This is a genomic window from Novosphingobium acidiphilum DSM 19966, from assembly GCF_000429005.1.
Taxonomy (GTDB): domain Bacteria; phylum Pseudomonadota; class Alphaproteobacteria; order Sphingomonadales; family Sphingomonadaceae; genus Novosphingobium; species Novosphingobium acidiphilum.
Genome location: NZ_AUBA01000008.1, coordinates 47,770 through 69,056 on the forward strand (window position 1 = coordinate 47,770; position 21,287 = coordinate 69,056).

Annotated in this window: 22 protein-coding genes; 8 read left to right on the forward strand and 14 right to left on the reverse strand. The window is 65.2% G+C overall.

From position 1 onward, the window contains the following. The first annotated feature begins 25 nt into the window (after positions 1 to 25). On the forward strand, positions 26 to 664 hold the full coding sequence (locus G404_RS0108740; protein WP_028640741.1) for a YoaK family protein: 639 nt from the start codon (positions 26 to 28) through the stop codon (positions 662 to 664). Here the strand turns inward: G404_RS0108740 and G404_RS0108745 are convergent. From G404_RS0108745 to G404_RS18605, 4 genes are read right to left on the reverse strand one after another with little or no spacing between them, the layout of a single operon-like run. Continuing rightward, positions 642 to 929 (reverse strand): DUF167 domain-containing protein, encoded by a 288-nt coding sequence (locus tag G404_RS0108745; RefSeq protein WP_028640742.1) that lies wholly within the window; start codon positions 927 to 929, stop codon positions 642 to 644. The two genes, G404_RS0108740 and G404_RS0108745, sit on opposite strands and share 23 nt — an antisense overlap. Further along, positions 910 to 1,476 (reverse strand): gamma carbonic anhydrase family protein, encoded by a 567-nt coding sequence (locus tag G404_RS0108750; protein ID WP_028640743.1) that lies wholly within the window; start codon positions 1,474 to 1,476, stop codon positions 910 to 912. Before G404_RS0108750 ends, G404_RS0108745 begins: the two co-directional genes overlap by 20 nt. Then, positions 1,476 to 2,468 (reverse strand): porphobilinogen synthase, encoded by a 993-nt coding sequence (hemB, locus tag G404_RS0108755; RefSeq protein ID WP_028640744.1) that lies wholly within the window; start codon positions 2,466 to 2,468, stop codon positions 1,476 to 1,478. The genes G404_RS0108750 and hemB overlap by 1 nt, the downstream gene beginning before the upstream one ends. A 49-nt stretch (positions 2,469 to 2,517) precedes the next feature. Beyond that, on the reverse strand, positions 2,518 to 4,122 hold the full coding sequence (locus tag G404_RS18605; RefSeq protein ID WP_245584458.1) for a M23 family metallopeptidase: 1,605 nt from the start codon (positions 4,120 to 4,122) through the stop codon (positions 2,518 to 2,520). 101 nt (positions 4,123 to 4,223) lie between these two features. Here G404_RS18605 and G404_RS0108765 point away from each other — a divergent pair, with 101 nt between their 5' ends. Then, positions 4,224 to 5,261 carry a DUF3667 domain-containing protein gene (locus tag G404_RS0108765; protein WP_245584459.1) on the forward strand — a complete coding sequence of 346 codons (1,038 nt, stop codon included), beginning with the start codon at positions 4,224 to 4,226 and terminating at the stop codon, positions 5,259 to 5,261. On the opposite strand, the gene G404_RS0108770 is transcribed toward G404_RS0108765, so the two are convergent. The 7 genes from G404_RS0108770 to G404_RS20060 form a co-directional block, all read right to left on the reverse strand. After that, positions 5,258 to 6,238, reverse strand: a complete 981-nt coding sequence (locus G404_RS0108770; protein WP_028640746.1) for a quinone oxidoreductase family protein — start codon at positions 6,236 to 6,238, stop codon at positions 5,258 to 5,260. The two genes, G404_RS0108765 and G404_RS0108770, sit on opposite strands and share 4 nt — an antisense overlap. A gap of 4 nt (positions 6,239 to 6,242) precedes the next feature. Beyond that, a complete protein-coding gene (gene ftsH / locus G404_RS0108775; RefSeq protein WP_028640747.1) occupies positions 6,243 to 8,195 on the reverse strand; it encodes an ATP-dependent zinc metalloprotease FtsH in 1,953 nt (650 codons plus the stop codon). 125 nt (positions 8,196 to 8,320) lie between these two features. Beyond that, positions 8,321 to 9,184: a tRNA lysidine(34) synthetase TilS gene (gene tilS, locus G404_RS0108780; protein ID WP_245584460.1), complete on the reverse strand. Its 864-nt coding sequence runs from the start codon at positions 9,182 to 9,184 to the stop codon at positions 8,321 to 8,323. A gap of 73 nt (positions 9,185 to 9,257) precedes the next feature. Then, positions 9,258 to 10,277 carry a tetratricopeptide repeat protein gene (locus G404_RS0108785; protein ID WP_051280447.1) on the reverse strand — a complete coding sequence of 340 codons (1,020 nt, stop codon included), beginning with the start codon at positions 10,275 to 10,277 and terminating at the stop codon, positions 9,258 to 9,260. A gap of 87 nt (positions 10,278 to 10,364) precedes the next feature. Further along, positions 10,365 to 11,414: a helix-turn-helix domain-containing protein gene (locus G404_RS0108790; protein WP_084601186.1), complete on the reverse strand. Its 1,050-nt coding sequence runs from the start codon at positions 11,412 to 11,414 to the stop codon at positions 10,365 to 10,367. Between the two features lie 123 nt (positions 11,415 to 11,537). Continuing rightward, complete coding sequence (ptsP, locus tag G404_RS0108795) at positions 11,538 to 13,817, reverse strand: phosphoenolpyruvate--protein phosphotransferase (RefSeq protein ID WP_028640751.1); 2,280 nt, start codon at positions 13,815 to 13,817, stop codon at positions 11,538 to 11,540. Between the two features lie 187 nt (positions 13,818 to 14,004). Next, entirely contained in the window at positions 14,005 to 14,163 is a 159-nt protein-coding gene (locus G404_RS20060; RefSeq protein ID WP_084601188.1) for a YdcH family protein, read from the reverse strand. A 260-nt stretch (positions 14,164 to 14,423) separates the two neighbouring features. Here G404_RS20060 and G404_RS0108810 point away from each other — a divergent pair, with 260 nt between their 5' ends. From G404_RS0108810 to nadA, 4 genes are all read left to right on the forward strand, one after another. Then, entirely contained in the window at positions 14,424 to 14,621 is a 198-nt protein-coding gene (locus tag G404_RS0108810; RefSeq protein ID WP_028640752.1) for a YdcH family protein, read from the forward strand. A gap of 115 nt (positions 14,622 to 14,736) precedes the next feature. Next, the gene (locus G404_RS0108815) at positions 14,737 to 15,240 is read left to right on the forward strand and encodes a DUF1465 family protein (RefSeq protein ID WP_036520867.1); all 504 of its coding nucleotides are present in this window, start codon (positions 14,737 to 14,739) and stop codon (positions 15,238 to 15,240) included. A gap of 65 nt (positions 15,241 to 15,305) precedes the next feature. Continuing rightward, complete coding sequence (locus tag G404_RS0108820) at positions 15,306 to 16,247, forward strand: MBL fold metallo-hydrolase (RefSeq protein ID WP_051280449.1); 942 nt, start codon at positions 15,306 to 15,308, stop codon at positions 16,245 to 16,247. A 39-nt stretch (positions 16,248 to 16,286) separates the two neighbouring features. Next, positions 16,287 to 17,273 carry a quinolinate synthase NadA gene (nadA, locus tag G404_RS0108825; protein WP_028640755.1) on the forward strand — a complete coding sequence of 329 codons (987 nt, stop codon included), beginning with the start codon at positions 16,287 to 16,289 and terminating at the stop codon, positions 17,271 to 17,273. Here the strand turns inward: nadA and G404_RS0108830 are convergent. Beyond that, positions 17,270 to 18,124 (reverse strand): DMT family transporter, encoded by an 855-nt coding sequence (locus G404_RS0108830; protein ID WP_245584461.1) that lies wholly within the window; start codon positions 18,122 to 18,124, stop codon positions 17,270 to 17,272. The genes nadA and G404_RS0108830 overlap by 4 nt on opposite strands. A gap of 143 nt (positions 18,125 to 18,267) precedes the next feature. Here G404_RS0108830 and G404_RS0108835 point away from each other — a divergent pair, with 143 nt between their 5' ends. Then, positions 18,268 to 19,371, forward strand: a complete 1,104-nt coding sequence (locus tag G404_RS0108835) for an alkene reductase (RefSeq protein ID WP_028640757.1) — start codon at positions 18,268 to 18,270, stop codon at positions 19,369 to 19,371. Positions 19,372 to 19,422: 51 nt separating this feature from the next. Next, positions 19,423 to 20,301 (forward strand): HpcH/HpaI aldolase/citrate lyase family protein, encoded by an 879-nt coding sequence (locus G404_RS0108840; RefSeq protein WP_028640758.1) that lies wholly within the window; start codon positions 19,423 to 19,425, stop codon positions 20,299 to 20,301. Positions 20,302 to 20,304: 3 nt separating this feature from the next. Here G404_RS0108840 and G404_RS18610 read toward each other — a convergent pair whose 3' ends face one another. Together G404_RS18610 and lipB are read right to left on the reverse strand one after the other, a co-directional pair. After that, the gene (locus G404_RS18610) at positions 20,305 to 20,631 is read right to left on the reverse strand and encodes a hypothetical protein (RefSeq protein WP_156906249.1); all 327 of its coding nucleotides are present in this window, start codon (positions 20,629 to 20,631) and stop codon (positions 20,305 to 20,307) included. Further along, positions 20,622 to 21,287, reverse strand: a complete 666-nt coding sequence (gene lipB, locus G404_RS0108850) for a lipoyl(octanoyl) transferase LipB (protein WP_156906250.1) — start codon at positions 21,285 to 21,287, stop codon at positions 20,622 to 20,624. Before lipB ends, G404_RS18610 begins: the two co-directional genes overlap by 10 nt.

The window sequence follows — 21,287 nt, forward strand, 5'->3', positions numbered from 1 at the left end:
CCATCGGGTCTGTTAACCAGGCGCGATGATCCAATACGATCGCAACCGCCGGCGTTTTGCCGTTGCGCTGGCCGCGCTGGCAGGTTGCGTCGATTCGATCGGGTTCCTGTCGGCCAACGGGTATTTCGTGTCGTTCATGTCGGGCAACACCACCCGGCTGGGCGTGGCACTGGGATCATCGCCGCGCCATGCGCTGGTGCCCGCGCTGCTGATCGGCGGGTTCATTGTCGGCGTGACCACCGGATCGCTGATCGCCACGGCGGCAGGACGCTGGCGCAAGCCCGCGATCACCGCACTGGTCACCGCGCTGCTGCTGTGCGGCGCAGCCGCGCGCGTGCTGGGGGCCGAGCCGGTGATGCTGGGCACGCTGGTCATGGCGATGGGCGCGATCAACAACACCTTTCAACGCGGGGGCGAGGTTGCGATCGGTCTGACCTATATGACCGGCGCGCTGGTCAAGCTGGGGCAGGGTCTGGCGCAGCGGCTGGCCGGGCGGCCCACGCCGGGCTGGGGCAGCTGGGCCTGGCTGTGGGGGGGATTGCTGACAGGCGCGGTGACCGGCGCATTTCTGGAGGATCGCCTGCCGCGCGGGTGCCTGTGGCTGGCGGCCGGATGGGCGGCGATCATGGTGGTCGTCGCGTTCAGGCTGCCGGTGGAATCCTGATCAGCTTGTCGCGGCTGGTGGCGCCGCGCAGCAGTTCAAGCCGGGTGACGCCAACGTCGAGCGCCTGCGCGACCAGCGACAGCACGGCCGCCGTCGCTTTGCCATCTTCGGCCTTGGCACGCACTTTCACCTGCACCTGACCATTGGCGATGGCAATCGTCTCGGCCCGCGCGCCTGGCGTCACGCGGATCGCCAGGCGCCCTTCGCCATCGGCCAATGCGCGGATCGCACCGGCCGCAGGCAGCTCAACTTTCGCGCGCGCCATCGGCCAGCGCCTGTGCATGCGCCCTGGCATTGGCGACATAGTGCGCCACGCCCAATTGCATGTCGGCCAGCGCAGCGTCGGTCAGATCGCGCATGAGCGCTGCCGGGCGGCCGCCCCACAATTGCCGCGCGCCGATCCGCTTGCCCGGGGTCAGCAGCGCTCCTGCCGCCAGCATGCCGTCGCTTTCGATCACGCAGGCGTTCATCACTGTGGTCGAAAGGCCGACAAAGCCGCGATCGTGGATGGTGCAGCCGTGGATCATCGCCATGTGGCCGATCAGCACGTCATCGCCGATCAGCGTGGGGAACCCCTGCGGATGGCGCGAATCGGGGCTGTCGCAATGGATCACCGTGCCGTCCTGCACATTGCTGCGCGCGCCGACCACCACCCGGTTGACGTCACCCCGGATCACGCAATTGTACCACACCGAAGCATCGGGCCCGATTTCGACATCGCCGATAATGCGGCAGCCCGGCGCGATGAACGCGGTTTCGTGGATGCGCGGCGCCTTGCCGCCAAACGGGATGATCGTAACGTCGCGGCGCATCACGCCCCCAGCAAACGCGCGGCGTGGAGCGCATGATACGACAGCACCCCCGAACACCCGGCGCGTTTGAACGCGATCAGCGTTTCCAGCACCATCTTGTCACGGTCGGCAGCGCCCGCGGCCACTGCCGCTTCGATCATCGCGTATTCGCCGCTGACCTGATAGGCGAACACCGGCACGCCAAATGCCTGTTTCACGCGGTAGGCAATGTCGAGATAGGGCAGGCCCGGCTTGACCATCACACTGTCGGCACCTTCGGCCAGATCGAGTTCCACCTCGCGCAGCGCTTCTTCGGCGTTGGCCGGGTCCATCTGATAGGTCTTCTTGTCACCTTTCAGCAGGCCGCCGCTGCCCACCGCATCGCGGAACGGACCATAGAACGCCGAGGCATATTTGGCGGCATAGGCCATGATCTGCACATTGATATGGCCCGCCTCTTCCAGCGCGGCGCGGATCGCGGCGACGCGGCCATCCATCATGTCGGACGGGGCGATGATATCGGCGCCCGCCGCGGCCTGGTTCAGGCTTTGTCCCACCAGCACTTCAACGGTTTCGTCGTTGATCACATAGCCCGCATCGTCGATCAGGCCGTCCTGGCCGTGGCTGGTATACGGATCGAGCGCGACATCGGTCAGCACGCCGATATCGTGGCCACAGGCATCCTTGATCGCGCGGATCGCGCGGCACATCAGATTGTCGGGATTCAGCGCCTCGCCCCCGTCATGGCTGCGCCGATCGGGCTGCGTGTTGGGAAACAGCGCGATCGCCGGAATGCCCGCCGCCACCGCAGCACGGGCCTGCGCCGCGATGCGATCGACCGACCAGCGCGATACGCCGGGCAGCGAGGCCACCGGAACCTCGAGATCATGGCCTTCGGTCACGAACAGCGGCCAGATCAGATCGGCCGGGGTCACTTCGACTTCGCGATGAAGCGCGCGGCTCCAGGCCGTGGTGCGCGTGCGGCGCAGCCGCACATGGGGATAGCTGGTCATGGCAGGCAGTCTTATCGGCGCAAGGCCCCCGTGCAAACGGGTATTTCGTTTACCGCGCAGGCAGCGCCAGCAACTGGCGCATGCGCGCGCGAAAGCCTGCCACTTCGGCCGGGCTGACCACGGTATGATGCGGCACAAACCGGATCGACAGCGGATCGACCGCCTGGCCGCCGCGAAACAGTTCGTAATGCAGGTGCGGACCGGTCGAAAGCCCGGTTGACCCGACGTAGCCGATCACCTGGCCGCGCGCGACGCGCGTGCCGACCCCGACGGCGATGCGGCTCATATGGCCGTACCCGGTGTCGATGCCGCCACCATGCGCCAGCCGCACATAATTGCCGTGTCCGCCATGCCAGCCGGCATAGTCAACCACGCCATCGCTGGCGGCATAGATCGGCGAACCATACGGCGCGCCGAAATCCACCCCCGCATGCATCCGCGCATACCCCAGGATCGGATGGTGGCGCATCCCGAACCACGAAGTGATGTTGCCCGCAACGGGTGCCGCCATCAGCGCCGATCCCTGCCCCGCTTCGCTGACCAGTGCGTCGGCGGTATAGAAATTGCCGTCATTGCCCCATCGCATCGCCTGCAACAGCGGTTTGCCGTCGCGCACGATCCCGGCATACAGCAGATCGCCGTCCTGCCCTGCGGCACCCGGCCCTTCCCCGTTGCGCCCGTCGAGCGCGCGCTTGTGCGCCACGACCAGTTCGAACCGGTCACCGGGCGCAATCGCATCGAATGGCAGGTATTGGTCCACTGCCTGAAGATAGGCCTGCACCGTGTCGGGCGTAGCGCCGGCGGCGCGCGCCGCGCGATAAAGGCTGTCGCCCACCGCCCCTGCCAGGTGCAACGGGGTCGAATCGACCGGGATCGGGCGCTTGATCAGGGTCAGTCCGTTGCCCGCGCGCTGAACCGTAACGGCCAGGTCGAAGGCAGGCCGGAATGACAGCGCCGCCAGCGGGCGTGGCTCTCCTGCCGCGGCGCGCGGCCCCAGCGTGACGTCAAACTGGGTGCCCGGCACCGGTGCGCCCAGCGATGCGGTCATGGCCTTGACCGCGTCGGCATCGCGCGCTGCCAGGCCCACGCGTCGCAGCATATGGGTGACATCGTCGTTTTCGCCCAGCGTTGCGGTCAATGCGATGGTCGCGCGTTCGGGCACCGAATCGAGCCGCGCAACCATGTCGGTCGCGGCAAAGTGCCGCCCGCTCGATCCACCTGCGATCAACGGCCGGATTGCCTGCGCGCGCATTTCGGCCTGTGCCGCCTCGCCCGGAACCGGCAAGGGCAGGCCATCGAACGGCCCCATCGCGGGCCAGCACAGCAGCGCGGGCAAGGCAAAGCCCCCCAGGCGCACCAGGCCTGCAAACCAGCGGCGGCTGCCAACGGCATTGCGCAAATCGATCGCCAGCGTGCGATTGGCCCAGCGCGCCTCGACCCGGCAGCACCAGGAATCCCAACGGCGGGCCAACGGGTGCGGCACATCGCGCAGCGAAAGTGGCGATGGTGGGACGGCGCTGTGGACCTGCGGTCGATCGCCACGGCGAAGCCCGGGCTGGCCCGGCAGGGCGCGGCCAAAGCTGCGCGGTGGCGCAACCACAGGATCAAAGCCGGCAAACGCCATGCGCACGTCTTTCCATTCGGGTCCGAGCAATCCACAATCCCTGCACCAGCAGGGTTAACCGCCGGTAAAGGGGTGGCGCGATGCCCCTGCGACGGTGTAGGTTTGTGGTGTTTTTTTGGTGGGGACGGCACGTGAGCACAGCGGACATGGCAGGCGATGTGATCGAGGCGACGCTCGTGTCCGCGGCAATCGAGTGCGAGGCAGGTCGCACGATCGCGGCCGATGGACACACGCACGAAACCGCCTGCCTCAATTGCGGGGCAAACCTGACCGGGGCGTTTTGCCATGCATGCGGCCAGGCGGCGCATGTCCACCGCACGCTGGCCGCGTTCTTTCACGATCTGTTGCACGGCGTGTTTCATTTCGAAGGACGCATCTGGCACACGCTGCCACTGCTGGCGTGGCGTCCGGGGCAGTTGACCCGGCGTTATATCAACGGGCAACGCGCGCGATTCATATCGCCACTGGCGTTGTTCCTGTTCTGCGTGTTCCTGATGTTTGCCGTGATCCAGCAGACCGGCAAACACGTTCCGGTGACAGTGCAAGGGCCCGACGGAAAGGCGTTGCAAGGCCTGTCTGCCATCCAGACGCGGCTGGCGCAGCTTGATACCGAGCGCAAGGCCGAGGTCGCCAAACACGAGGACACCGATGACACCGACGCGCAGATTGCCGCACTGAAAAGAGGCGAAACGCTGTTCAAGGCTGGTCGCACCCCCAAAGGTGCGCTTGCACCAGCCTCAACCGGGCTGTCGTTCCTGGACAGCATGATCGACAACGTGCGCGAAAATCCGGAACTGGTGCTCTACAAAGTGCAGATGCACGCCTACAAATACAGCTGGCTGCTGATCCCGATCTCGGTGCCGTTCGTATGGCTGCTGTTTCCGTTCAGCCGCCGCTTTGCGGTCTATGACCACACCGTGTTCGTAACTTATTCGCTCAGCTTCATGACCCTGCTCAGCGTCGTGGCCATGCTGGCCGAAGCGGCGGGGCTGGAACTGGTGCAGGGGCTGCTGGTGTTTGCTCCGCCGTTGCACATGTATCGCCAGTTGCGCGGTGCCTATGGCTGTTCACGCGGCGGCGCGATTGTTCGTACGATGGCTCTGCTGGTCTTTGCCAGCATTGCGCTGGCGATTTTTGCCGCGGTTATCGTGGCCGAAAGCACCGATTAGCAATCGAGCACAAACGGCCCCGCTGCCCGAGCCTCCAGCGCGGCATGCGCCAGGCCTGCGTCTGCCAGCGGAAACCGGCCACCCAATGTCAGCGGCAAATCGCCTGCGGCAATTGCCGCAAACAGGCTGGCCGAAGCCGACAGCATCTTCGCGCGCGGCTGGATATACGGCCACAGGAACGGGCGCGACACTTTGGCCGATCTGGCGCCCAGCCGTGACAGGTCAAACGGCGGGATCGGACCCGACGCCTGCCCGTAATGCACCAGATGGCCTTTGAGCGCGAGCGCGGCAAGCGACCCTTCGAAGGTGTCTTTGCCCACCGCGTCGAACGCCACATCGACCCCGCGTCCCCCGGTCAGTTCGATCACCGCCGCGGCAACATCGGCTTCGCGATAGGCGATCACATGGTCGCAGCCGGCGGCACGCGCAATGGCGGCCTTTTCGGGTGAACCGGCGGTGCCGATCACGGTTGCGCCGCGCAACTTTGCCATCCGCGCGACCAGTTGCCCGACACCGCCGCCCGCGGCCTGCGCCAGGACCACGCTGCCGGCATGGACCGGTTCGACATTGTCAACCAGCGCCTGTGCGGTCAGGCCTTTCAGGAACCAGGCGGTGGCCACGCCATCGTCGATGCCCTGGGGCACGGGCACGGCCAGGTCTGCGTCAAGCACGCGCAACCGGCTGTAGCCGCCGTAACTGCGCGCGATGTACGCAACGCGGTCGCCCACCGCGAATTCGCTGACGCCGGCGCCCACAGCAGCAACCCCGCCAACGCCTTCAAGCCCGGGAATACCCGGCAAAGGCAGCGTCTGATAGGCACCCGACCGCACATAGATGTCGTGAAAATTGACCGAGGCCGCGCTTTGCCGGATCAGCAATTGCCCCGGCCCCGGGGCCGGGACCTCGACCGATTCCAGCACGAGCGTTTCAGGTCCGCCCTGCTTGCGCAGGACGATCGCTTCGCTGACCATGGTCATCCGATCACGCTCCGAGTGGACGCGGGGCCCCGGCATTGACGTCCACGCCGACAAATCGGCGGCCGGCGCGCGGCACCGACACGGTCTGCGGCATCGGCGGACGGCCATCGGTCGACGGCGTTTCGGGGCGATCAAGCTTGCCCTCATCGATCAGCTTGCGAATTTCCTCTCCGCTCAGCGTTTCGTATTCGAGCAAGGCCTGGGCAAGCAGGTGCAGCTTGTCCTGATGATCCTTGAGGATCGCGTGCGCACGGGCATAGGCATCATCGACCAGCAAGCGGATTTCGCTGTCGATCAGCTTGCTCGTTTCGTCCGACATCATCGTGCGCTGCGACGTGCCCATGCCGAGATAGCCATCCTGGCTTTCTTCATACAGCAACGGGCCGAGCTTGTCCGACATGCCCCAGCGCATGACCATGTTGCGTGCAAGGCCTGTGGCATACTGGATGTCCGACGATGCGCCCGACGACACCTTGTCATGGCCGAAAATCACCTCTTCGGCCACCCGGCCGCCCATGCTGACCGACAGATTGGCCAGCATCTTGTCGCGGTGGTAGGAATAGCTGTCACGCTCGGGCAGGCGCATGACCATGCCAAGCGCCCGGCCACGCGGGATGATCGTGGCCTTGTGGATCGGATCGCTGGCCGGTTCGTTGACCGAAACCAGCGCATGGCCTGCCTCGTGATACGCCGTCATCTTCTTTTCGTCGTCGGTCATGACCATCGAGCGCCGTTCCGCGCCCATCATCACCTTGTCCTTGGCGTCTTCGAATTCCTGCATCGCCACCAGCCGCTTGTTGCGCCGAGCGGCCAACAGCGCAGCCTCGTTGACCAGATTGGCCAGATCAGCCCCCGAAAAGCCCGGAGTGCCGCGCGCGATCACCCGCGGATTGACGTCGGGCGCCAACGGCACTTTCTTCATGTGCACGCCCAGGATCTTTTCGCGGCCCTCGATATCGGGGATCGGCACGACCACCTGGCGATCGAACCGGCCCGGACGCAGCAATGCCGGATCGAGCACATCGGGGCGATTGGTCGCGGCGATGATGATGATGCCTTCGTTGGCTTCAAACCCGTCCATTTCGACCAGCAACTGGTTCAGCGTCTGTTCGCGTTCGTCGTTCGAATTGCCCAGCCCATGGCCGCGATGCCGGCCCACGGCATCGATTTCGTCGATGAACACGATGCACGGCGCATTTTTCTTGGCCTGTTCGAACATGTCGCGCACGCGGCTGGCGCCGACGCCGACAAACATTTCGACAAAGTCCGAACCCGAAATGGTGAAGAACGGCACGCCTGCTTCGCCCGCGATGGCGCGCGCCAGCAGCGTCTTGCCGGTGCCGGGGCTGCCAACAAGCAACGCGCCCTTGGGAATCTGGCCGCCCAGTTTCGAAAACCGGCTGGGATCGCGCAGGAATTCGACGATTTCCTGCAGTTCCTCGCGCGCTTCATCGATGCCCGCAACATCGTCAAACGTCACCCGGCCCGACCGTTCGGTCAGCAGCTTGGCCTTGGACTTGCCAAAGCCCATCGCGCCCGAACCGCCGCCCTTTTGCATCTGGCGCATCGCAAAGAACACCATCGCGATGATCAGCAGGAACGGCAGCGACTGGATCAGCAGGATGAACAGCACGCTCTGTTCTTCCTGAGCCTTGCCGGCATAGCGCACGCCCTTGTCCTGCAACATCTTGGGCAGTTCGACATCACCGGGCACCGGCACAGTCTTGAACTGCTGATCGGATTTCAGCGTGCCCGAAATCAGATCGTTGCCAATCTGCACTTCGCGCACGTCGCCCGCCAGGACATGGTTGCGGAAATCCGAATAGGGGATCACCGTGCCCGTTGCGTCGGTCCGCTGGCTGAACATCGACACCACCAGCAGCAGGGCAAGGAATATCCCGCCATAGACCAGCAGGTTCTTGATCCAGGGGTTACCCTGCGGTTGGTCTTCGTTCATCGCGTGTCGCTTTCCGTCGGGCGGGCCGGCCCCGTCATACCGTCGTTCCAATGTAGGACGGCCGAGGTGAATGGCAATATAACCGTTGGTGCGAAATTTGCGCCCATTGTGATCGTTTGTCGCGATTATCGCGGGGCATGCGGTCTGACGGCGGAAAATCGCCACGGACGTGCACGACCATCGCCGCGCACACCCGCCAGAGTTGCCACCTGGCCGGCCGCCAGCCGATCGTGCCAGCGCGCCAGATCACGACCCCGTGGCACGCTGGTGCCGGTCTGCGCGATCACCCGTTCGAGCACGCGCAGCGCCAGCGCGCGCGGCAGGTCGGGATCGCCGGCCAGGCCTTGCACCACGATCCGGTCTGCTGCCCAGTCAAGCGCGGCGTCGGCCTGCGCCAGATGCCCGGCGGTTGCCGCCATGCCGGCCGGATCGATCCAGTGCGCCTCGGCAAGGCCGGCGCGCACGCGCACGCGTTCGAACTGCATCGCCCGATTCGAAGGATCATCGACCGTCGCAACGCCTGCCTGCGCAACCACCGCGGCAAGATCCCCACGGCGCCACCCGAGCAGCGGCCGCAGCAGGGGCAATGCGCCCCCCGGCACGACCGCGCTGCTGCGCATTCCCGCCAGCCCGCGCAGCCCTGCCCCGCGGTTCATCCGCATGATCAGTGTTTCGGCCTGGTCGTCGGCATGATGCGCCGTAACCAGCGCGCCAAGCCCGCGGTTATGCGCCCAGTACTCCAGGGCGCGATAGCGCGCGTTCCGCGCCCTTTCCTGCACCGCAGTGCCCGCGGCCAGCGTCAAGGTCAGCGTGGCGTGGGCAACACCGCGCGCGGAACAAAGCTGCGCGACCAGGGCGGCTTCGGCTGCGCTTTGCCGACGCAGGCCATGATCGACCGTGGCCACCGCGATTTGCGCGGGGCCAAGGACATCGCAGGCCAGCACCAGCAGGGCGATGCTGTCGGGACCGCCCGAAACCGCCAGGCCCACCGGTCCGGATCCTGGCCAAACCTGCGCCCAGTCGGCGGCGAACCGCGCGGCGGCCGGGTTCAGCGCGCGCACATCAATGGCAGGTTACCGTCTTGATCACGGCTTCGTACTGGCCTTTCAGACGGCCTTCGGCTTCGCCTGGATAGTCCTGGTGAAACTGCGCCAGCACATCGCACGCGCGCTTGACCAGTTTGTCCCGGCTTAGCGCGATGCCCAGATAAAGCAGGCTGTCGGGCGCACGGTCAGCCGTCTTGTCGGCCAGATAGTTTTGCAGAAACACCGGTTCTGCAGACCGCAACCGGTTGTCATCGAGATAGGCGCGCCCAAGCAGATTGCGGGCATAGCTGATGCGTTTGTGCTTGGGATATTGCTGGACGAAATCGACCAGCACGGCCTCTGCCTCGGGCAGAAATTTGGCCTCCCACAGGCGATAGCCATAGGTATAGGCATCCTCGCCCTTGTCGTCGGTCGACGGGCGCACGATCGCGGCCACGGCCGCGGCACGGTCTGCAGCGCCAGGCGACGAGGGCGCCGCTGTGGCATCGATCGCCTTGGCCGGCGTCTTCGCCGCACCTTTGCCCGGTTTGGCTGGCGCAGGGTCGGGCACGATGTCGGGCACAGGCGTCGGCGTTGCGTTTGGGGGGGGCGCAGCCGCGGCCGCCTGGGTGGTTTCAACCGCGTCGATCCGCGATTCAAGCTTGGCCAGACGGTTCTGGCCATCTTCGCTCGACGCGGTCAACGCCTTCAGCTGCGCCTCGACCGCGTCCATCCGGGCCATCAGATCACCCAGTGCTGCACCGTTGCCGGTTGGCGCAACCGCAGCGGCTGCGGCCCCGCCGGGGGTGATCTCGGGCGCAAATACCTTGCCCGCGCCATCGGGAAATACCTTGCGCTGCACAGCGCGCAATTCGCCCTCGATGCGGCGCAAACGCGCCTCGGTCGTTTCAGGCGCGGGTGTCTCGGCGTGGGCGACGACCGGCATTATCCCGATCGGCGTGGCACAGGCCGCGATCAGGGCGGGCAGCAGCACCCGCACGAGCGAGCGTGAAGGGCCGCGCGCGATGCTGTCACGAAGCGGCAAAAGGCTGGACATGGACACTCCCGGTGGATCGATGATCGGATCGAACGAACCGGGCCATTTTGGCGCAGCCACACCGCGAAGTCGAGTGTGGTTGCAATCTTACTGTGGGCCGCCGGTCGTGGTCGGGGCTGGCATAGGGGCGGACGGTCCGTTCGGTTCGGCCGCAGAAGGCACCGCTAGCGGGGCAAGGCCGATCGGATCGGATGATTGCGCATGCACCGTGCGATGGCGTGGCGCGACCGGCACGGTCGTTGCGGGCAGGCGGGCGGCACCCGCATCCGTCGCCGTGGGCGGCGTTGCCGGTGCCTGTGGCCGCGCCAGCAAGGCCTGCGCCGTCACCGCCAGATCGCGCACCATGCCGCGATGATCGGACAGCGGCGCCACGACCCGACCGCCGACGGAGACAGTCAGCGCTTCAGGACGACCGGTCCACACCTTGGGCTCGAACGCATCGGCGGGAACGGTATAGCTTTCCCCCTTGGCGAGCACCTTTTGCATCAGTTGCTGGCCGTGGCCGTCGTAGAATTTGACCCACACGTTATCGTCGCGCGCCGTAAATACCACCGGGCCATTGGCCACAGGTGGCGGGGCAGCGGGTTTTTGCGCAGCTGGCGCGACGGGCGCCGGATCGGGCAGCGCCAGCGATGGCAGGTCGGCGGCGGGCGCGTAATAGCTGCGCCAGAACACGCCCCCGGCAGCGATCACCGCCAGGAACAGTGCCAACGCCAGCCAGGTCAACAGGCGCGATGGCGTCTTGGCCGGATCTTCAACGTCAAACTGGTGCACCATCCGGGTTGCCGGGTTGGGCACATCGGCGTCAAGTTCGTTGCGGGCAAGCCTGGCCAGATCCGCCTCATCCAGCCCGACGACCCGGGCGTAGCTGCGGACAAAGCCAAGCACATAGGGCCGCCCCGGCAATGCGGCGAGATCGCCGCGATCAAGCGCAGTGATGTGGCGTTCGGTGATGCGGGTGCGGGCGGCGATATCCGCGGTGGTCAGGCCCAATGCTTCGCGCGCGGCACGCAGCCGCGCACTGGCTGTCGCCGGCGTGATGATCGCGACCGTCGCGCCGACCGGTTCATGCAAAGCCGGGCCCTGATGGTCGTCGTGATCGCCGATTCTGGCTACGGCGTCGCGCGCGTGGTCCATTATTTTTTGCAACCCTTGGAATTGTGGGAATCCCTTACGCAGGCTTGGTTGCATTACGAAGAATGTCAACGGGATTCGCGACACAAAGGCGCCTGATTGCGCTGTTTCGTGCCCTGACAGTGGTTAATCGCAATCGATTGCCCGCGCCGCGGCCCATTCGGTCAGGACGGCACGCATGTTTTCGGGCGGTGCCTTCAACCAGCCGGCCATGGCCCCGCGGATTTCGCCAAGATCGACTTTGCTGACCAGTTCCTTGATCGGCCCCACCGCCGCAGGTGTGATCGACAGCCGCGTGATACCCAGACCCAGCAGAGCCAGCGCCTCGAGCCTGCGCCCGCCCATTTCGCCGCACACGGTGATATCGGTGCCAAACGGCGCGACCGTCGTCACCACCCGATGCAGGAACCGCAGGATCGCCGGGGACACCCAGTCATAGCGTTCGGCCAGCTTGGGATGCCCGCGATCGGCGGCAAACAGGAACTGGGTCAGATCGTTGGTGCCGATCGACAGGAACGACAGGCGCGGTGCCAGCACGTCAAGCCATTCGGCAATCGCGGGCACCTCGACCATCGCGCCATAGCGAATCGCCTCGGGCAAAAGCTTTTTCTGCCGCTTCAAAAAGGCCAGCTGGCTTTCGAACACCGCCTTTGCCGCATCAAATTCCCACGGTTCGGTGACCATCGGGAACATCACGTTCAAGGTGCGGCCGCCGGCGGCTTCGAGCAGAGCGCGCGCCTGCACTTTCAACAGCCCGTCGCGTTCCAGCGCAACGCGCAGCGCGCGCCAGCCCATCGCCGGGTTTTCTTCCAGCGCGGCATTGTCCTGCCGCAGATAGGGCAGAACTTTGTCCCCGCCGATATCGACCGTGCGAAACACCACCGGACGATCGCCGGCCACATCCAGCACATCGCGATAAAGCCTGGTCTGGCGTTCACGCGCGGGCAGCGTGGCCGACACCAGAAACTGGAATTCGGTGCGGAACAATCCGATGCCGTCGGCCCCGGTCATGTTTAGCAGCGGCATGTCATCGCGCAGCCCTGCGTTGATCATCACCGTCACCCGGTGGCCGTCGCGCGACACCGGTTCCACATCGCGCATCGCGGCATAATGCGCCTGGCGCTGCCGGCTGCGGATAAAGCGCGCCTCGAACGCCTCGATCATGGTGGGCGAAGGACGCACATCGACCACGCCGTTATCGCCGTCGATCAGCAGGTGATCGCCATCGCGCAGCTTTCCGCGCAGGCCGCGCAGCCGTCCGATCACAGGAATGCCCATGGCCCGCGCCACGATCACCACATGCGCGGTCAACGAACCTTCTTCGAGAATCACACCTTTCAACCGGCGGCGGTCGTATTCCAGCAGTTCGGCCGGGCCCAGATTGCGCGCGACCAGAATCGCATCGCCCTTGAGGCCTGCGCTGGCGGCTGTGCCCAACTGGCCCGATACGGTACGCAGCAGCCGGTTCGACAGATCCTCAAGATCGTGCATGCGATCTGCCAGCAAGGGATCGTCGATCTTGCGCATGCGCATGCGGGTGCGCTGCTGCACGCGCTCGATCGCCGCCTCTGCGGTCAGGCCCGAATCGATCGCTTCGTTGATCCGTCGGCCCCAGCCTTCGTCATAGGCAAACATCTTGTAGGTCTGGAGCACCTCTTCGTGCTCTCCTCCCACGCCGAATTCGGCCTGGTTGGCCATGCGGTCGATCTGTTCGCGCATCTTGTCGAACGCCAGATAGACCCGCTGGCGCTCGGCTTCGATATCGTCGGCCACGACCTGTTCGATGTTGACCCGCGGCTGGTGGAACACCGCCGTACCCGACGCGATGCCTTTGACCAGGGCCATGCCCTGCAACCGCTGGGGCTCTGTGCTCAGCGCGCCCGAACCCAGAAAATCGTCTTCGTCGATCAACCCGGCATTGGCGATCAGTTCCGACAGCACCATTGCCACGGTCTGCAACGCCTCGATCTCGACCTCTTCATAACGGCGCGGTTCGACATGCTGGACTGCAACCACACCCACCGCGCGTTCGCGCCGCACAATCGGCACCCCGGCAAACGAATGAAAGCGTTCTTCACCGGTTTCGGGCCGAAACGCGAAATCGGGATGAGCGGTGGCTTCGGCCAGGTTGAGCGTTTCGATATTGGCGGCAATCGTGCCGACCAGACCTTCGCCCACAGCCATGCGCGTCACGTGGACCGCCTGCTGGTTCAGGCCGCGCGTGGCAAACAGTTCCAGCATGCCTTCGCGCAGCAGATAGATCGAACAGACTTCGCTGTTGAGATTTTCGCCGATGACCTCGACGACATGGTTCAGCTTGGCCTGCGCGCCGCTGCGCGATGCCATAATTTCATGCAGCGAGGTCAGAATTGCCCTCGCGGCGGTCGTGGCGTTCTGCATGGCCATCGTGATGGCCTAGAGCATCGTGCGAAAAAGTGGAAACCGGTTTTTTTCGGTGGCCGGGAACGGATCGCAAAAAACCGGATCGCAAACAAACGCGTGTGATCGCACCACGCCGTTTTGGCGAAGCCCGGCGCATGGTGCGCCGGGTGGGTTGATCGGTTCTGGTGCAATCAGCGGGCGGTCTGCCGCATCAATGCAATTGCGACAGCGCCTCCTTGATCTTCAGCTTGCGGCGTTTCAATTCCATCAGCAGCACTTCATCGGGCGATGGTCTGGCCCGTTCTTCGGCAATGCGGCGCTCAAGTCCGTCATGCTTGTTTCGCAAAGCGTTGAAGTGCGTGGATTCCATCCGATGCCTCCTTCGTGGGGAAAAGGTGGCCGGGGCCCGCCGGGGTATCCGGCCGGGTGCCGGTCGCTCCTGCTGCTGCGACTCGATCCAGTGGACAAACCGGTCAGCGGGCGCGTTGTCATGGTCCCACATTCGCCGTATCTTGCAAGCGGTGTCGCGTCGGTACGCAATCTTTTCAGGCCAGGTTGCAAGGTTCTGCCAAGACCGTAGTTTATGCCGACCGTTGGCGTGGAATGTGGGCATCGAGGAGATTGTCTGGGGTGACCGAAGACGAAATGCGCAAGCGGTTGACCGCACTGCGAATGGAACATCGCGACCTCGATGCGGCGATCGAGGCGCTGAGCACGGCAGGATCGACCGATCAGTTACAGATTGCCCGGCTGAAGAAACGCAAATTGCGGCTGAAGGATCAGATCAGCATGATCGAAGACCATCTCATTCCGGATATCATCGCGTAATTTAAGGATTTTTCTCCATCTCGCCGACAAATGCGGCGTGCCAATCCGATACACGCGCCGATCGCCCCGTCATCGCGGGTTGAGCCGTTACGTCACTGGCCGCTATGCGGTCGCCATGACCGGGGTGACGACGATCAATCCGCGCATTGTCGAAGCGCTGTATATCGAGGCACTTGTGCTGTCGGATGCTGCGCGCAGCCGGTTTGACCAGTTGCGCGCACAGGCCGGGTTGCAGCAACGCGCGCCACGCGCCGGCCAATGCGATCACCGCGTGCGCCCCGATGATGTCGAGGTGATGTGCGAAGCGCTGCGCACGACCACGCGCGTGATGCATTGCCTGGCCTGGCTGCTGAACCACCGCGCCTGGTTCGCGGGCGAAATCAGCGCGGTGCAATTGCGTCGTCATGGCCGCCTGATCCGCCATTTTCCCGCGAGCGATCCGCAAATCGTGCGCCGCCTGCCCCACGACCTGGTCGATCTGGTGGATGAAAGCGAGCGCCTGTATGCGCGGATCCAGCGGCTGGAATCGGCCTGGCGCGCCGAACAGCCCGCCCACGCCGGCACGGTCGAACGGCTGCACATCCGCCTGGCAGCGACCAACACCCTGCGCCACGCATAACAACACACATAACAATCCGCGCGTGGCAAGTTGCGCTGCGCAACTTGCGTCCCCATCATGGGATGATGACACAGTCGCCCCCGATCGAGAATCCCCACGACCCCGGCACCTGGCCCACCGGGCGGTCGGTGCCCATGGAGCCGCTGGTGCGACGCGTGCTGGCGCCCAATGCATCGCCCTATACCTTTACCGGCACGCAGACCTATCTGGTGGGCGCGGGCGATGACGTTGCGGTCATCGATCCCGGGCCGGCCGACAGCGGCGTGGCGGGCCATGCCGACACACGCGGCGATGGCCATGTCGAGGCGATTCTGGCCGCAATCGGCCCGGCGCGGCTGACCGCGATCATGTGCACCCACACCCACCGCGATCACAGCCCCGCTTCGCGCGCGTTGCACGCGGCAACCGGCGCGCCGATCGTCGGCTGTGCCCCGCTGATGCTCGATGACGACGGGCCGCGCGCCGACGCCGCTTTCGATCCCGATTATCGCCCCGACCGCGTGCTGACCCATGGCGAACGAATCAGTGGTCAGGGCTGGACCATCGAGGCGGTGGCGACCCCGGGACATACCAGCAACCATCTGTGCTATGCGCTGGTGGAAAGCGGTGCGTTGTTCACCGGTGATCATGTCATGGGCTGGTCGACCAGTGTGGTATCGCCCCCCGATGGCGATATGGCTGCCTATATGGCCAGCCTGTCGCTGCTGCAGGATCGGCCTGACCGGGTCTATTATCCGGCGCATGGCCCCCGGATCGACAATCCGCGCCAGTTTGTGCGCGGGATGATCGGCCATCGCCGCCAGCGCGAACGGCAGATCGTGACCCGGCTGGAAACCGGGCCGCATACCATCCCCGATCTGGTTGCAGGCATGTACAAGGGGCTCGATCCGCGCCTGCTGGGTGCGGCAGGGCGGTCGGTGCTGGCGCATCTGGTCGATCTGGAACGCCAGGGGCGTGTCCTGGCCGAAGGTGAACGCTGGCTTGCCCCCGAAGCCCCGCACGCCTAGATCGCGCTCGATTGCTCTTTTACGACAGGACTTCCCGCCATGACGGCCCAGACTTCCCTGCTTGCCGGCCTCGATCTTCGCGCCGAAATCGACCGACTGCGCAAGGAACGCAATGCGGTCATCCTGGCGCATTATTACCAGCGTCCGGAAATCCAGGATCTGGCCGATTATATCGGCGATTCGCTGGAACTGTCGCGCAAGGCGGCGGCCACCGATGCCGATGTGATCGCATTTTGCGGCGTGCGCTTCATGGCCGAAACCGCCAAGATCCTCAGCCCCGACAAGACTGTGATCCTGCCCGATATGGATGCCGGGTGCAGCCTTGAGGATTCATGCCAGCCCGATCAGTTCCGCGCCTTTCGCGACGCGCATCCCGATCACATCGCGCTGACCTACATCAACTGTTCGACCGAGGTGAAGGCTCTGTCCGACGTCATCGTCACCAGTTCCAGCGCCGAGACGATCCTGGCCAAGATCCCGCCCGAACAGAAAATCATCTTTGGCCCCGACCGGCACCTGGGCGGCTATCTCAATCGCAAGTTCGGGCGCGACATGCTGCTGTGGCCCGGTGTGTGCATCGTGCACGAAGCGTTCAGCGAGACCGAACTGCTGAAGCTGAAAGCGCAATATCCCGACGCGCCGGTGGCCGCGCATCCGGAATGCCCCCCGCACATCATCGATCATGCCGATTATGTCGGATCGACCACGGGTATCCTGAATTATGCCAAGGCGACCCCGGCCCGGACCCTGATCGTGGCAACCGAACCGCACATCATTCACCAGATGCAACTGGCCATGCCCGACAAGCTGTTCATCGGCGCGCCGGGTGCCGACGGCAACTGCAACTGCAACATCTGTCCGTATATGGCATTGAACACGCTGGAAAAACTATATCTGGCGCTGCGCGATCTGACCCCGGTGGTGCATATCGAGGAAGGCTTGCGCCTGCAGGCCAAGAAAAGCCTGGATGCGATGCTCGCCATGGCATCGGGCACCGTCGGCCAAGGCGACCTGGGCGCGCGTTAACGGCGCAATCGGGCAAGCACCAGGGCGCTGGACACCAGAACCATGCCGATGGCATCCAGCGCCGTCGGCTGTTCGTGGAACGCGATCACGCCCACCAGCACCGAAATGGCCGGCTGGGTCAGCAGCGCCAACCCGATCACCAGCGGCGAAAACCGCGTGAGCGAAGCCACCAGCAAACCCTGTCCGACAACCTGGCTGCACAAGGCCAGCGCCAGCACCGGCCACCACACCTGCGGCATGACCGGCTCGCCCAGATAAAGCGCGGTGGCCAGCATGACCGGCGCCGCAAAAACCCCGGTATGGAACACCAGTGCCCAGCTGCCGACGCGGTCCTGCACCGGGCGCAGACAAAGGAAATAGGCAAAATAGAATGTGCCGGCCAGGATGCACAGCAGATCGCCCACCAGCGTGTCGGTGGCGATTTCCAACGATCGGCCAAGCAGGATCATCGCCCCGATCAGCGCGCAGGCCATCGCCGTCAGTTCGTTCATCCGCGGGCGCCGTCGAGCGACCACCAGCCCCCACAGCATCAGGAATATGCTGCCGACATTGCCGAACAGCGTGGCATTGCCCAGCCGGGTGTGGCCGATGCCCAGATGCCATGACGCCAGGTCCAGCCCGAACACCACGCCCGCCAAAACCAGCATCAGCATCACCGGCGCGGGTTGGCCGAATACCCGCTGGCCGCCGCGCCGGGCCAGCCACATCAGCAGTGGCAGCGGCAGGATCAACCGCCAGAATCCCGCCGAGACCGGGCCGCAATCGGCCATGCGCACGAACACCGGGCCAAATGCCATCGCCATATTGCCCAGCAGCAACGCGGCCAGCCAGCGGCCGGGCGTGGCTGGCAAAGCTGCACTTTGCGGTGCCAAGGTTTTTTGTGCAGATCCTGCGGTTGTCATAAGCGGGGCGATTGCCTAGCATAGGTTGCAAATGGAAACGGTTATCGCCCGTGCGATGATCGCTCCTTTCCCATCCAGCAAAAGGCATGTCCATGGTTGATTCGTTGTTCCAGCCGATCCATCTCGGCGCCATCGAGGCGCCCAATCGCATCGTCATGGCCCCGCTGACTCGCGGCCGCGCAGGCGCCGACGGCGTGCCCACGCCGATCATGGCGACCTATTACAGCCAGCGCGCCAGCGCCGGGCTGATCATCAGCGAAGCGACCGGCATCAGCCGCGAAGGTGCGGGCTGGCCCAGCGCCCCCGGCCTGTGGACCGACGCCCAGACCGAAGCGTGGAAGCCGGTGATCGAGGCCGTGCACCAGGCCGGCGGGCGCATCGTTGCGCAATTGTGGCACATGGGCCGCATCGTGCACCCCTATTACCTGGGTGGTGAACCACCGGTGTCGGCATCGGCCACACGCGCGCCGGGTCATGCCCACACGCCCGAGGGAACCAAGGACTTTGAAACGGCGCGTCCGCTTCGGCTTGACGAGATGCCCCGGCTGATCGACGATTATGGCCTGGCCGCTGAAAACGCCAAAAAGGCCGGGTTCGACGGGGTCCAGTTGCACGCCGCCAACGGCTATCTGATCGACCAGTTCCTGCGCAACGGCACCAATCTGCGCGATGACAGCTATGGCGGATCGGTCGAAAACCGCGCGCGCCTGCTGGGCGAAGTGACCGAACGGCTGGTGTCGATCTGGGGCGCCGGCCATGTGTCGGTGCGTCTGTCGCCCAACGGCGATTCGCAAGGCACCGATGACAGCGATCCGGCGGCGATCTTCGCCGAAGCCGCCCGCGTGCTGCAGGCGCTGAACATCGGATTTCTCGAACTGCGCCAGCCGGGCTCGAACGGCACCTTTGGCCGCACCGACGTGCCGCAGCAGGATGCCTTGATCCGGTCGATCTACAAAGGCCCGCTGGTGCTCAACAGCGATTACACCGCCGATGAGGCCGCCGCCGATGTTGCCTCGGGCCGGGCCGATGCCATCAGTTTTGGCCGTCCGTTCATCTCGAACCCCGATCTGGTCGAACGTATCCGGATCGGCGCGCCGTTCGCACCCAATGTCGGCGTGCCGCAGACGTGGTATTTCCCGGGCGAAGCCGGGTATATCGACTATCCGACGCTGGCCGAGGCCGCTACGGACGCCTGACACGGGCTGGCCCGCCGTCACGCGCGGCGGGCCGCTTGCAGGAGGCTTGAAATGACGTCACCCCCGCGGTCCTGGCTGTTCATTCCTGGTGACAGCGAACGCAAGCTGGCCAAGGCGCCCGAAACCGGCGCGCATGCCCTGATCATCGATCTTGAAGACGCCGTGTCCGCCGACCGCAAAGCCGTGGGTCGGGCGATGACCGCGGCGTGGCTGGACAAAGCGGCAGGACAGGTTCCCGAACAACAGATCTGGGTGCGGATCAACGCGGTCGAAACCGGGTTGTGGCGCGAAGATCTGGCCGCGATCGTCGCCGCAGCGCCAGCCGGAATCATGGTGCCCAAGGCCGCAGGGCCCGACCAGATCGCGCTGATCGGCCACGAGCTTGATGCGCTTGAGCGCATGCATGGCGTTTCGCCCAGACACACCCGCATTGTGGCACTGGTCAGCGAAACGCCGCGCGCGGCCGTGACGATCCCGGCCTATGCCGATGCCGAATTGCCGCGTCTGGCCGGGCTGACCTGGGGCGCAGAGGATCTGGGTGCGGCGTTGGGCGCGACACGCAAGCGCGATTCGCGTGGCCGCTGGACCGATGCGTTCCGCCTGGTGCGCGCGCAGACCCTGCTGGTTGCGCATGCCGCCGGGTGCTGGGCCATCGACACGCTTCATGCCGATTTTCGCGACGAGAGCGGCTTGGCACAGATCGCCGCAGACGCTGCCGCCGACGGATTTGCCGGCATGCTGGCCATACACCCCGCGCAAGTTGCGGTGATCAACGGTGCCTTTGCCCCGGACGAAACAAGCCTGGCCGAAGCGCGCGCGATCGTTGCTGCGTTTGCTGCAAATCCGGGATCCGGCACTTTGCAGATCGACGGAAAGATGGTGGACCAGCCGCATTTGCGCGCAGCCAGGGCGCTGTTGGGCCTCGATTAGCGGCTAGTTGGCTGTTGCGGGTGCGTCGGGCTGGGCCGGGGCTGGTGCTGCGGTGTCGGCGGCATCATCGCTGGCGGTGTCGACGGCAAGCCCCTTCGGAGGCGGGGGCGGTGCCAGCAGCGGCTGCGACTGCGTTCGATCGACATTCAGCATCGAATCGCTGATCGTGCCCGGCAGCACTTGTGCGCCCGCCGCCTTGCCCGCAGGTGGCTCCGCACCTTTGCCACAGGCGCCAAGCAGCACCAGCGCAGTGCAAGCCAGAAACCGGAACCGGCGGGCGGGAAAAAGCGTGAACTGCGGCATGAACAGCATTCCGGGCATCAGGGACAAGGCGCATCCAGCTGCGCCAGAAAGGCATCGAGCCGGGCGAGCAGGGCCTTATCCCACGTCTGCGCGTCAACCTCCAGCCCCAGATCGGCCAGACTTGTCACGCCATGGTCGGCTATGCCGCACGGCACGATGCCACCGAAATGCGCAAGATCGGGCGACAGGTTGACCGAAAACCCGTGCATCGTCACCCAGCGGCGGATGCGGATGCCGATTGCGCCGATCTTGGCCTCGGCTCCAGCGGGCCCCCGCGTCCAGATGCCGACGCGGCCCGGCGCACGCCACGATTCGACCCCGAAATCGCCCAGCGTGTCAATCACCCAGCCTTCGACAGCATGAACAAAACCGCGCACGTCGCGTGCCCGATCGCGCAGATCGAGCAGGATATAGCCGATGCGTTGGCCGGGGCCGTGATAGGTATAGCGCCCGCCGCGTCCCGCCTCGACCACGTCAAAGCGCGCATCGAGCAGGTCTTCACGCAGGGCACTTGTGCCTGCGGTGTAGACCGGCGGGTGTTCCAGCAGCCAGACCAGTTCGCGCGCGGCGCCTTCGGCAATCGCGGTGTTGCGCTCGGTCATCGCCGCCAGCGCCTCGCGATAGGGCACGCGGGCGCTTTCGATGCGGATTTCGATATCCCGATCGGGCAACGGCAGGATCAT

Excerpts from the sequence above, each read along its gene's own strand:
- hemB (WP_028640744.1), bottom strand. The coding sequence starts at position 2,468 with ATGACCAGCTATCCCCATGTGCGGCTGCGCCGCACGCGCACCACGGCC.
- G404_RS0108745 (WP_028640742.1), bottom strand. The coding sequence starts at position 929 with ATGGCGCGCGCGAAAGTTGAGCTGCCTGCGGCCGGTGCGATCCGCGCA.
- nadA (WP_028640755.1), top strand. The coding sequence starts at position 16,287 with ATGACGGCCCAGACTTCCCTGCTTGCCGGCCTCGATCTTCGCGCCGAA.
- G404_RS0108820 (WP_051280449.1), top strand. The coding sequence starts at position 15,306 with ATGACACAGTCGCCCCCGATCGAGAATCCCCACGACCCCGGCACCTGG.
- G404_RS0108790 (WP_084601186.1), bottom strand. The coding sequence starts at position 11,414 with ATGGACCACGCGCGCGACGCCGTAGCCAGAATCGGCGATCACGACGAC.
- G404_RS0108740 (WP_028640741.1), top strand. The coding sequence starts at position 26 with ATGATCCAATACGATCGCAACCGCCGGCGTTTTGCCGTTGCGCTGGCC.
- G404_RS0108785 (WP_051280447.1), bottom strand. The coding sequence starts at position 10,277 with ATGTCCAGCCTTTTGCCGCTTCGTGACAGCATCGCGCGCGGCCCTTCA.
- lipB (WP_156906250.1), bottom strand. The coding sequence starts at position 21,287 with ATGATCCTGCCGTTGCCCGATCGGGATATCGAAATCCGCATCGAAAGC.
- G404_RS0108770 (WP_028640746.1), bottom strand. The coding sequence starts at position 6,238 with ATGACCATGGTCAGCGAAGCGATCGTCCTGCGCAAGCAGGGCGGACCT.
- ptsP (WP_028640751.1), bottom strand. The coding sequence starts at position 13,817 with ATGGCCATGCAGAACGCCACGACCGCCGCGAGGGCAATTCTGACCTCG.
- G404_RS0108840 (WP_028640758.1), top strand. The coding sequence starts at position 19,423 with ATGACGTCACCCCCGCGGTCCTGGCTGTTCATTCCTGGTGACAGCGAA.
- G404_RS20060 (WP_084601188.1), bottom strand. The coding sequence starts at position 14,163 with ATGGAATCCACGCACTTCAACGCTTTGCGAAACAAGCATGACGGACTT.
- G404_RS0108835 (WP_028640757.1), top strand. The coding sequence starts at position 18,268 with ATGGTTGATTCGTTGTTCCAGCCGATCCATCTCGGCGCCATCGAGGCG.
- G404_RS0108815 (WP_036520867.1), top strand. The coding sequence starts at position 14,737 with ATGACCGGGGTGACGACGATCAATCCGCGCATTGTCGAAGCGCTGTAT.
- G404_RS0108750 (WP_028640743.1), bottom strand. The coding sequence starts at position 1,476 with ATGCGCCGCGACGTTACGATCATCCCGTTTGGCGGCAAGGCGCCGCGC.
- ftsH (WP_028640747.1), bottom strand. The coding sequence starts at position 8,195 with ATGAACGAAGACCAACCGCAGGGTAACCCCTGGATCAAGAACCTGCTG.